The 10445-nt window shown below is 68.0% G+C and carries 10 protein-coding genes and 1 tRNA gene; 10 read left to right on the plus strand and 1 reads right to left on the minus strand.

Annotation, left to right across the window (positions count from 1 at the left end):
* The first annotated feature begins 194 nt into the window (after positions 1-194).
* The 6 genes from GGD89_RS09140 to GGD89_RS09165 all read left to right on the plus strand — a co-directional run bounded on the left by GGD89_RS09140 (position 195) and on the right by GGD89_RS09165 (position 7536).
* On the plus strand, positions 195-518 hold the full coding sequence (locus tag GGD89_RS09140; RefSeq protein ID WP_343058571.1) for a DUF4212 domain-containing protein: 324 nt from the start codon (positions 195-197) through the stop codon (positions 516-518).
* Positions 519-536: 18 nt separating this feature from the next.
* A complete protein-coding gene (locus tag GGD89_RS09145; RefSeq protein WP_184044353.1) occupies positions 537-2312 on the plus strand; it encodes a sodium:solute symporter family protein in 1776 nt (591 codons plus the stop codon).
* Between the two features lie 158 nt (positions 2313-2470).
* Positions 2471-4339, plus strand: coding sequence for a putative nucleotidyltransferase substrate binding domain-containing protein (locus GGD89_RS09150; protein ID WP_184044355.1), 1869 nt, complete (start codon positions 2471-2473; stop codon positions 4337-4339).
* A 17-nt stretch (positions 4340-4356) separates the two neighbouring features.
* Positions 4357-5046 carry an exonuclease domain-containing protein gene (locus GGD89_RS09155; RefSeq protein WP_184044357.1) on the plus strand — a complete coding sequence of 230 codons (690 nt, stop codon included), beginning with the start codon at positions 4357-4359 and terminating at the stop codon, positions 5044-5046.
* 97 nt (positions 5047-5143) lie between these two features.
* Positions 5144-6406 (plus strand): threonine ammonia-lyase, encoded by a 1263-nt coding sequence (locus tag GGD89_RS09160; protein WP_184044359.1) that lies wholly within the window; start codon positions 5144-5146, stop codon positions 6404-6406.
* Positions 6407-6714: 308 nt separating this feature from the next.
* Positions 6715-7536 carry a hypothetical protein gene (locus GGD89_RS09165; protein ID WP_184044361.1) on the plus strand — a complete coding sequence of 274 codons (822 nt, stop codon included), beginning with the start codon at positions 6715-6717 and terminating at the stop codon, positions 7534-7536.
* Here the strand turns inward: GGD89_RS09165 and gluQRS are convergent.
* Positions 7508-8446, minus strand: coding sequence for a tRNA glutamyl-Q(34) synthetase GluQRS (gluQRS, locus tag GGD89_RS09170; protein WP_184044363.1), 939 nt, complete (start codon positions 8444-8446; stop codon positions 7508-7510). The two genes, GGD89_RS09165 and gluQRS, sit on opposite strands and share 29 nt — an antisense overlap.
* 194 nt (positions 8447-8640) lie before the next feature.
* Here gluQRS and GGD89_RS09175 point away from each other — a divergent pair, with 194 nt between their 5' ends.
* From GGD89_RS09175 to GGD89_RS09190, 4 genes are all read left to right on the plus strand, one after another.
* Entirely contained in the window at positions 8641-9204 is a 564-nt protein-coding gene (locus tag GGD89_RS09175; protein ID WP_184044365.1) for an HNH endonuclease, read from the plus strand.
* A 3-nt stretch (positions 9205-9207) separates the two neighbouring features.
* Positions 9208-9516, plus strand: coding sequence for a hypothetical protein (locus GGD89_RS09180; RefSeq protein WP_184044367.1), 309 nt, complete (start codon positions 9208-9210; stop codon positions 9514-9516).
* 20 nt (positions 9517-9536) lie between these two features.
* Positions 9537-9612: transfer RNA gene (locus GGD89_RS09185), tRNA-Glu, on the plus strand.
* Between the two features lie 99 nt (positions 9613-9711).
* Positions 9712-10050 (plus strand): hypothetical protein, encoded by a 339-nt coding sequence (locus GGD89_RS09190; protein ID WP_184044369.1) that lies wholly within the window; start codon positions 9712-9714, stop codon positions 10048-10050.
* Positions 10051-10445: the final 395 nt, after the last annotated feature.

Genomic DNA, 10445 nt, shown 5'->3' on the forward strand with positions numbered 1-10445 from the left:
TTGCAGCTCGCTCTTGCCTCTCTGGAGAATCACTGATTGATTGACGGACCAGGGCCGTAGACGGACCGGCCCGTTGCCTTGGAACATAGGGGACACCTCTAAGGGTGGACTGACTGTCTTGGTCCAAACCTTGAAGGGAACGCTCGACGCCGCCCATGTTTCACAAAGTAAACACGCCTCGGAACCGGCCGGTGGTGAACAAGGCGCCTGACAAAGAAACATGGGCCGTTTTATTCTGGGAGGTAGGAGAAATGTCGGAAAATCCGCGTAATGGCAACGCCGAATACTGGCGTGCCAACGTGACCTTGATCATCGTCAGCCTTGTCATATGGTTCATCGTTTCGTACGGCTTCGGCATCCTTTTGGTTGACCAGCTTAATGCTATCGAACTCGGCGGCTTCAAGCTCGGGTTCTGGTTCGCGCAGCAGGGGTCCATCTACGTCTTCCTGATTCTGATCGTCTTTTATGCCCTTCGCATGAACGCCCTGGACCGCCATCACGGCGTTGACGAACAATAAGGGGGGGGGACCCAACACATGGATCTGACAACGCTGACCTACCTCGCCGTGGGTCTCAGTTTCGCGCTGTACATCGGGATCGCCATCTGGTCCAGGGCCAGCAGCACCGGCGAGTTCTACGTGGCCGGCAAGGGCGTGCACCCGGTGGCCAACGGCATGGCCACGGCGGCCGACTGGATGAGCGCCGCCTCGTTCATCTCCATGGCCGGCCTGATCGCCTTCCTGGGCTACGGCGGCTCGGTGTACCTGATGGGCTGGACGGGCGGATACGTGCTGCTGGCCATGCTGCTCGCGCCATACTTGCGCAAATACGGCAAGTTCACGGTGCCGGAGTTCATCGGCGACCGCTACTACTCCAGGACCGCGCGCCTGGTGGCCGTGCTGTGCCTGATCTTCATCTCCTTTACGTATGTCGCCGGCCAGATGCGCGGCGTCGGCATCGTCTTCTCGCGCTTCCTGGAAGTCGAACTGCTGACCGGCCTGGTCATCGGCATGGGCATCGTGTTCGTGTACGCCGTGCTCGGCGGCATGAAGGGCATCACCTACACCCAGGTGGCCCAGTACTGCGTGCTGATCTGCGCCTACACCGTGCCGGCCGTGTTCATCTCCATGCAGATGACCGGCATGCCGATTCCGCAGATCGCCTTCGGCAGCCAGTTGTCCGACGGCTCCGGCTTCATGCTGGAGCGCCTCAATCAGGTGGTGACCGACCTCGGGTTCATCGAATACACGGATGGCGGCAAGAGCATGATCGACATGTTCGCCATCACCGTGGCGCTGATGGTCGGTACCGCCGGCCTGCCGCACGTGATCGTGCGCTTCTTCACCGTGCCGCGCGTGCGTGATGCCCGCGCCTCCGCCGGCTGGGCGCTGGTGTTCATCGCCCTGCTGTACACCGTGGCCCCCGCCGTGGGCGCCATGGCCCGCTTCAACCTGACCGACACCGTGCAGATCGGCGCGGTGGGCGATCCCGAGGGCAACCTGGTCTACGAGGAGCGCCCGGACTGGATGGAGCGCTGGGAAGCCACCGGCCTGCTGGCCTTCGAGGACAAGAACGGCGACGGCCGCATCCAGTACTACAACGACAAGAGCGCCGACGAGGAGTTCCTCGCCAGGACCCAGGACTGGGGCTGGCAGGGCAACGAGTTGAAGGTCGATCGCGATATCATGGTGCTGGCCAACCCTGAAATCGCCCAGTTGCCCAACTGGGTCATCGCCCTGGTGGCCGCCGGCGGTATCGCCGCCGCCCTGTCCACGGCGGCCGGCCTGCTGCTGGTGATCTCCTCGGGCATTTCCCACGACCTGCTCAAGGGCACGCTGACTCCGGGGATCTCCGAAAAAACGGAGTTGATGGCCGGGCGTATCGCGGTGGCCGTGGCCATCTGCATCGCCGGGTATCTGGGCTACAACCCACCGGGCTTCGTGGCCCAGGTGGTGGCCTTCGCCTTCGGCCTGGCGGCCTCGTCCCTGTTCCCGGTCATCCTCATGGGCATCTTCTCCAAGAAGGTCAACCGCGAGGGCGCCATCGCCGGGATGCTGACCGGCCTGCTGTTCACCATGGGCTACATCATCTACTACAAGGGTGTGTTCATCGAGCCCATGGCCGTCGCCAACACGCCGGAATACTGGTTCCTCGGCATCTCGCCCGAGGGCATCGGCACGGTCGGCATGCTGCTGAACTTCGCCGTGGCCTTCGGCGTGTCCAAGGTGACGGCGGAGCCGCCCGACCACATCCAGCACATGGTCGAGGACATTCGCACGCCGCGCGCGAACAATGTCGCCACGGGGCACTGATCGTGACGCAACGGGAAATCGCGCCATAAGAGCGCGGGCCGAGTAAGAAAATCCATAGCGCGAGCCCTGGTCGCCCGGGGCTCGCGCTTCTCTTTTCGGCCTCGACCGGGCATGCTGCCAGGCGTCGCCCTTTTCCCGCGTGTGCCCAAGAGGCTCTCATGGACGTGGAACTGATCGAGATCCGCGATTTCATCGCCACCCATCACCCCTTCGACCTGTTGCCCGCCGTGGTGCTGTCGGACGTCGCCGGCAAGCTGGAGGCCCGCTATGCCCGCCAGGGCAAGCGCATGATCGCCATCGGCGACCACGTGGAGCACCTGTACATCGTGCGCACCGGCGCCGTGGAGACCCACGACCCCAGCGGCCAGTTGCTGGCCCGCAAGGGCGAGGGCGAGACCTTCGGCGTCGATGCCCTGCTGCACGGCGGCGAGGCCAAGAACCGCGTGGACGTGCTGGAGGACAGCCTGATCTACGCCCTGCCGGGGGCCGAGTTCCACGACCTTCGCAAGACCTACAAGCAGTTCGCCTATTTCTTCGAGCCGGCCGGCGGTAACCGCCTGCGCAGCGGCCTCCGCGAGGCCAACAACCGCAGCGCCGGGCATCTCAACCTCATGAGCATGCACCTGGGCGACATGCTGCGCCGGGCCCCCCTGACCATCGGCCCGGACACCACGATCCAGGACACCGCGCGCACCATGCGCACCGAGAACGTGTCCTGCCTGCTGGTCGTGGACGACGGCGGCACCCTGACCGGCATCGTCACCGACCGCGACATGCGCAGCCGCGTGGTGGCCGAGGCGCTTCCATATACCGCGCCGGTGTCGACGGTCATGACCGCCGATCCCTTGCGGTTGAGCGCGGACGACTACCTGTTCGACGCCATGCTTCTGATGTCACGCAACGCCATCCACCATCTTCCCGTCCTGCGCGACGGCGTGCTCGCCGGGGTCATCACCAGCACGGACCTGGTGCAGACGCAGAGCACATCCTCGATCCATCTGGTGCGCGACATCTACAAACGCGACACCGCCGAGGGCATGCGCGACGCCCTGGAACTGGTGCCCGACCTGACCCTGCAACTGGTGGACTCCGGGGCCAGCGCCCATAACATCGGCCACGTGATCTCGACGCTGTCCGACGCCGCCACGGTGCGGCTGATGGCCCTGGCCGAGCAGCGCCTGGGGCCGCCGCCGATCCCCTTCGTCTGGCTGGCGGCCGGCAGCCAGGCGCGCCACGAGCAGACGGCGCGCTCCGACCAGGACAATTGCCTGTTGCTGGACGATTCCTACGATCCCGAGAAACACGGCGAGTACTTCCAGGCGTTCACGAAAACGGTGTGCGACGGCCTGAACATCTGTGGCTATGTCTATTGCCCGGGCGAGGTCATGGCCATGACGGAACGCTGGCGGCAACCCCTGAAAACCTGGAAACAGTACTTCAATAAATGGATCGATCAGCCCGACCCCAAGGCTTTGATGCATGCGTCTGTCTTTTTCGACATGCGACCGGTCTTCGGCAATCATAGCCTGTTTCACGACCTACGCGCGTCTGTGCTCAAAAAGACCAAGGGTAGCCGCATCTTTCTCGCGTACATGGCGTCCAATGCGCTCAGTCGCCAGCCGCCGCTTGGGTTCTTCCGGAATCTTGTGCTGGTGCGCGGGGGCGAGCACAATCAGACCCTGGACCTGAAGCATCGCGGCATCGTGCCCATCGTCGATCTGGCCCGGGTGTACGCCCTGGACGCCGGCGCCGAGGTGGTCAACACCCTGGACCGCCTGGACACCGCGCGCGACATGGGCAGCGTGTCCAAGGATGGCGCCGCCGACCTGCGGGACGCCTGGGACTTCATCAGCACGATGCGGCTGAAGCACCAGGCGTTGCGCATCCGCGCCAACAAGAAGGCGGACAACTACATCTCTCCCGATGAGTTGTCCAATTTCGAGAAAAGCAACCTCAAGGACGCTTTTTCGGTGGTCAAGACCATGCAGGGCGCGCTGGCCACCGCCTACCAAACCGGACGCCTGTAGCGGACAGGGGAGCGGGCATGCTCAGGCACCTCATCGGCACCGACATGGCGCGCAAGATCCTGTGGCTGCGCTGTCGCCCCGGTCCCCTCAAGGACTACTACGCCGTCGACTATCCGACCCTGGACACGCCCTGGAGCGCGGTCGAGTTCCTGGCCATCGACCTGGAGACCACCGGCCTCAACCCGGAGCAGGACGAGATCATCAGCATCGGCTATGCCCCCGTCCGCCGGGGCGCGGTGGTGTTCTCGGAGTCCGGCCACCACCTGGCCCGGCCGACACGGCCGGTCCCCGAGGAATCGGCGGTCATCCACGGTCTGCTCGACCGCCACCTGCAAGCGGCGCCGCCCCTGGAAACCGTGCTGCCCCGTGTGCTGCGGGCGATGACCGGCCGGGTGCCGGTGGCCCATTTCGCCGACGTGGAGCGCGGCTTCCTGGACGCCGCGTGCCGGCGCCTTCTGGGGCATCCGCTGCTGGTGCCCTACGTGGACACGCTGCGCATCGAAAAGCGCGTGCTGGAGCGCCGCCAGGACGCCATCACCCGGGGCGCCCTGCGCCTGAACGCGGCGCGCGAACGCTACAACCTGCCGCGCTACAAGGCGCACGACGCCCGCCTCGACGCCATCGGCGCGGGGGAGTTGTTCCTGGCCCAGGTGGCGCATATGGACACCAAGAAACCGCCGCGCCTGGAAGAGGTGATCACCGGCTGAGCCGCCCCGCCTCCGGCTCTTTCCAGCGCCGCCCGTGCCCGCCTATCCTGTCATGCCGCATCGTGCCGCGCCCAGGCCCAGGACAAGACCGCAGACCATGCCCGACACCCCCGCTCCCCAGTCCGGCGCCACGCCTGACTGGCCCCTGACCGCCGACGACGTCCACGCCGCCGCCGAACGCCTGCGCGGCGCCGTGCCCAACACGCCCTTCCTGCGCTCGCGCACGCTGTCGGCCATCACCGGCGCCGAGATCTTCATCAAGTTCGAGAACCACCAGTTCACGGCCTCGTTCAAGGATCGCGGCGCGCTCAACCGCCTGCTCGCCCTGGACGCCCCCCAGCGCGCCGCCGGGGTCATCGCCGTGTCCGCCGGCAACCACGCCCAGGGGGTGGCCTATCACGCCCAGCGCCTGGGCATCCCGGCGGTCATCGTCATGCCGGTCAACACGCCGTTCGTGAAGGTCAACAACACCCGCGCCCTGGGGGCGCGCGTGGAGCTGGCCGGTGAGACCGTGGCCGAATCCATGCCCACGGCGCGGGCCATCATGGATCGCGAGGGCCTGACCTTCATCCATCCCTATGACGATCCGCTGATCATGGCCGGCCAGGGCACCGTGGCGCTGGAGATGCTGGCCGATCAGCCCACGTTGAACAGTCTGGTCGTGCCCGTGGGTGGCGGCGGCCTGATCGGCGGCGTCACCGTGGCCGCGCGCGCGATTCGGCCGGACATCGAGATCGTCGGCGTCCAGACCGAGACCTACGCCGCCATGGTCGACGCCCTGGCCGGGCGGCCGTTCGTCCCCGGCGGCCAGACGGTGGCCGAGGGCATCGCCGTCAAGGCCCCCGGGGCGGCGGCCCTGCGCCTTCTCGCCAGCCAGGACGTGGATGTGCTGGTGGTCAGCGAGTCCGCCATCGAGCGGGCCATCAACCTCTATGTCCAGGTGGAAAAGACGGTCGCGGAGGGCGCCGGCGCCGCCTCGCTGGCCGCCGTCCTCACCAACCGCCAGCGCTTCCGGGGCAAGCGGGTCGGCGTGGTGCTGTCGGGCGGCAACATCGATCCGCGCACGCTGGCCTCGGTGATCCTGCGCGGACTGATGCAGGACGGCCGCCTTGGCACCCTGTCGCTGGAGACCTCCGACACCCCGGGTCAACTGGCCGCCGTGGCCGCCATCATCGCCGCCCACGACGGCAACGTGATCGAACTGGCCCACAACCGCATGGTCCCCACCATGTCGGCGCGCTGCACCGACCTGTCGTTCACCGTGGAGACGCGCGGCCACGCCCACCTGGAGGAAATCGCCCAGGCCCTGCGGGACGCCGGATACCGGGTGTGGCAGGTGAGCGCGGGGCCGGCGGGATAGCGCCGATCGGCGCGCACCGGGGTCGTGTTCGTCGGCGTGGCGCGGCGGCTCCGGGGGCCGTGACGCCACCGGACCGGTCATGCGCTTCCCCCGTCGCGGGCACGGAAATCCCATGGTATAAGCGGGTCAGCCGGCCCGGCCCCGGACCGGTCACGACCTCAACCGACGCCCTGCCCGCGCCTGTCGCGGGCTGAGAACCCGTCGAAAACAGCGAAGCCGCGAGCCCACGGAGTGCCGCCGCATGACAGACCGCGCGACGGATGCCCATGGGACCGACCCACGCGGCCGGAACACACGGAGGAGACCGCATGACCCCGCGTACCATCCTGGTTCACGTCGATGAAACCGATGCCTGGCGCATCCGCCTGGACACCGCCCGCACCATCCTGGGCGAGGACGCCGCCCCCGGGCACGTGCTCGGCATTGGCGGGATCGTGGACGTCAACGAGGGGCATCCCTATTCGCGGCAGGTCTCCGGCGAGTTCCTGACCCGGGTCGATACCCTGGAGGCCCCGTTCCGGGCCGCCTGCGAGGAGCGCGGCTTCTCCTGCGACTGGCACGCCATCCACGGCGCCGACGCCCAGCTGGTGGCCAGCCAGTTGGCCGCCAACCTGCAAACCGTGGACCTGGGCATCGTCTCCCAGCCGCGTCCCGACGCGGCCGGCCACACCATCCCCAACGAGGTGATCGAGCAGATCGCCGCCGGCGGCGGCCGGCCCCTGCTGGTGCTGCCCTACATCACCACCCGCTTCACCATGCCGCGCCGCGCCGTCGTGGCCCTGGACGAGGACAGCGCCGGCGCCCGCGCCCTGGCCGACGCCGTGGGCTTCATGGGTCAGTGCGATCTGGTCACCCTGCTGGCCATCGGCCGCGACCCGGTGGCCCTGAACTGGCGGTGGGAGGCCCATCGCGGCACCCTCGGCCGCCACGGCATCAAGGCGGAGATCGAGCACGAGGCGCCGACGGACATTCCGGTATCGGAACTGATCCTGTCGCGTTGCGCCGATCTGGCCGCCGAGTTGCTGGCCATGGGGGCGCACGTGCAGCAGGAGGGATCGCTGTTGCGGCGCAGCACGGTGACGCGGGCGATCCTGCCCGGCCTCACCCTGCCCCTGCTGCTGTCGCGCTGATCGACCCATCGGGGAAGCCGGCCCGCGCCCGGACCTCCACCGCGTCGAGCCCGGACTCGCGCAACGCCCGCACCGCGCGGGCGTTGTCGCGTTTGGCCAGGCGGCGGCCGGTGTCGTCGGTCATCAGGGCATGGTGGTGCCATGTGGGCACCGGCAGGTCCAGCAGCGCCTGCAACAGGCGATGCACATGGGTGGCCTCGACCAGATCCTCGCCTCGGGTCACCAGGGTCACCCCTTGCGCCGCGTCGTCCAGGGTCACCGCCAGATGATAGCTGGTGGGCACGTCCTTGCGCGCCAACACCACATCGCCGAACCGCTGGGGCGCGGCCCGCTGGGTCCCCCGGGCGCGGTCGTGCCACAAGAGCGGACCGGCGGCGGTCGCCCGGGCCAGCGCCGCCGCCATGTCCAGCCGCAAGGCATGGGGCCGGCCCTCGGCCAGCCGCGCCGACCGCTCCGCCGCGTCCAGGCGACGGCAGGTCCCGGGATAGAGCGGACCGTCCGGTCCCTGCGGCGCCGAGGGACTGGCCGCGATCTCGGCCTGAATTTCGGCCCGCGTGCAGAAGCACGGATAGACAACGCCCATCCGGGCCAGCCGGTCCAGCGCCGCGCGATGCGCCGCCAGATGCGCGGACTGGCGGCGCACCGGCGCCTCCCAGGTCAGGCCCAGCCAGGCCAGGTCCTCCAGGATGGCGGCCTCGAAGGCCGGGCGGCAGCGGCCCCGGTCGATGTCCTCGATGCGCAGCAGGAAGCGCCCGCCCGCCGCCCGGGCCGCCCGCCAGGCGAACAGGGCGGCATGGACGTGACCCAGGTGCAGCAGGCCGGTCGGGCTGGGCGCGAAGCGGGTGACCGTCGCCGGTGGGTCCGGAACCGGTTTCGCTGCGCCGCCGCAATAACTTTGACAAACCGTCATGGAATCTTGATAGTCGTCGGGTCGGCATTCCTGTAGAAAGCTACCAGATGTAGTGGCGCTCGTCGCCTGAATGGTCCATGTCGTCGGCGTCCGTCCCGCTTGCGGGAAACGGAGGTCTCAAGGATTAGCCTCGCCACCGGCCCCGTCCGAGGACCGGTCGGACGAGCGAGGCCGGTCCCGGCTTGGGGGTTGTCGTGGAAGGTGGTCCACCGCACGCACCGGCCCTGGTCCTGAACGCGGACTATCGGCCGCTGAGCTATTTCCCGCTGTCCCTGTGGCCCTGGCAGGACGCGGTGAAGTCGGTTTTCCTCGACCGCGTCCACGTGGTCTGCGAATACGACACCGTGATCCGCTCGCCAAGCCTGGAAGTGCGGTTGCCGAGCGTCATCTCGCTGAAGGAGTTCGTCAGCACGGCGCGCATGCCGGCATTCACCCGGTTCAACGTGTTCCTGCGCGACCGCTTCACGTGCCAGTACTGTGGCCGGCGCTTTCCCACGCACGAGTTGACGTTCGATCACGTCGTGCCGCGCTCCTGGGGCGGGCGCACGACCTGGGAAAACGTCGTCACCGCCTGCGCCGCCTGCAACCTCCGCAAGAGCAACCGCACCCCCAAGACCGCGTCGATGCCGTTGATGCGGGAGCCCCGCGTTCCCACCCATCATGCCCTCCAGGACGTCGGGCGGGCCTTTCCGCCCAACTTCCTGCACGAGAGCTGGCGCGACTACCTGTACTGGGACTCGGAACTGGATCCCTGGTGACCCATGACCCACGTGCTGGTCATGGGCAGCCTGAACGTCGACGAGAAGATCCCCGTCGATGCCCCGCCCCGGGCCGGCGCGCATCTCACCGCCGGCCCCGGCCATTTGTGCCCGGGCGGAGGCCCTGCGGCGGGCGGGGCACCGGGTCATGCTGTGGGCGGCGCCACCACCAACCGGCCCCTGATTCTGGTCGACCCCGACGGCGAGCGGACCCCGATCGCGCGGCGCACCCTGGCCCACGAGGCCGTGCCGGTGCCGCATGCCGAGGGACGGTTCAGCAAGTCTGTTGACAGCGCGCGGCCAACCTCCTAGAAAACGCGCCTGTTCGTCGGGTCCCCTTCGTCTAGAGGCCTAGGACACCGCCCTTTCACGGCGGCAACAGGGGTTCGAATCCCCTAGGGGACGCCATATCTCAAGGGTTTCTGCGGGGTTTCTATACTACAGACCTTTACTGCAACCGGTTCTTCAGGCGGTTGTCAGCAGATGGTCTGTCACGGAAATCCTCTCGTGCCGGACCCCTCCCTTCCGGGCTGGACTCGTGCCCGGTCCCGCGTCCAGGCGGACACCTCCAAACAGGATCGGCGCCACCTCTACCGCATCGGCGGCTTTCTGCTCTGCCAGTCCCGCATCGATACCGGACGCTACACCCGCGCGGCCACGCGCCTTCGCCGCGACGGCCTGGATCACATGGTGCTCCACCTGAGCCTGGGCGGAACCGTGCGGACCGGCGCGGCGCCGGCAGCCTCCAAGCCGGCGTCGGCTCCCGCCTCCGACGCCAGGGCGTCCCCGCCAGTGGTGGCGCCAAGGGCGACGGCGCGAAGGGGGATGGCGCGAACCTGGCGCTGACGCCGGACCTGACGGCCACCGTGGGGGTGGTGTTCGGCACCCCCGACGTGCCCGGCGACGGTGGTCACGATCGAGCATCTCCGCCGCGCGGACGGCCCCCCTGTCCATGCCCTTGGACGAGTTCATCGAAGCGGTGACGGTGTGGCGGGAGGCCCTGCCCCACGCCTGATCCGCGCGTCCATGGGTCTTCTTGCCGCGCGCGGCACGTTGGATGTGCGGCGCGACGGCGCGCCGGAGCCGCGTTGGGGGACCGCAGTCCGCGTGCGCGCCCACAGGCGGAGGCCAACCACAACAGGCCCCCAGGGCTCCGAACTCGGATTACAGAAAGTTCATGGTGAGGGGATCCCCAGTTTGCGATTTTCATGATTCGCTGTGCCATCAGATTGTGAAGGCGG

Origin of the sequence: Roseospira visakhapatnamensis (genome assembly GCF_014197915.1) — a bacterium.
Lineage (GTDB): Bacteria > Pseudomonadota > Alphaproteobacteria > Rhodospirillales > Rhodospirillaceae > Rhodospira > Rhodospira visakhapatnamensis.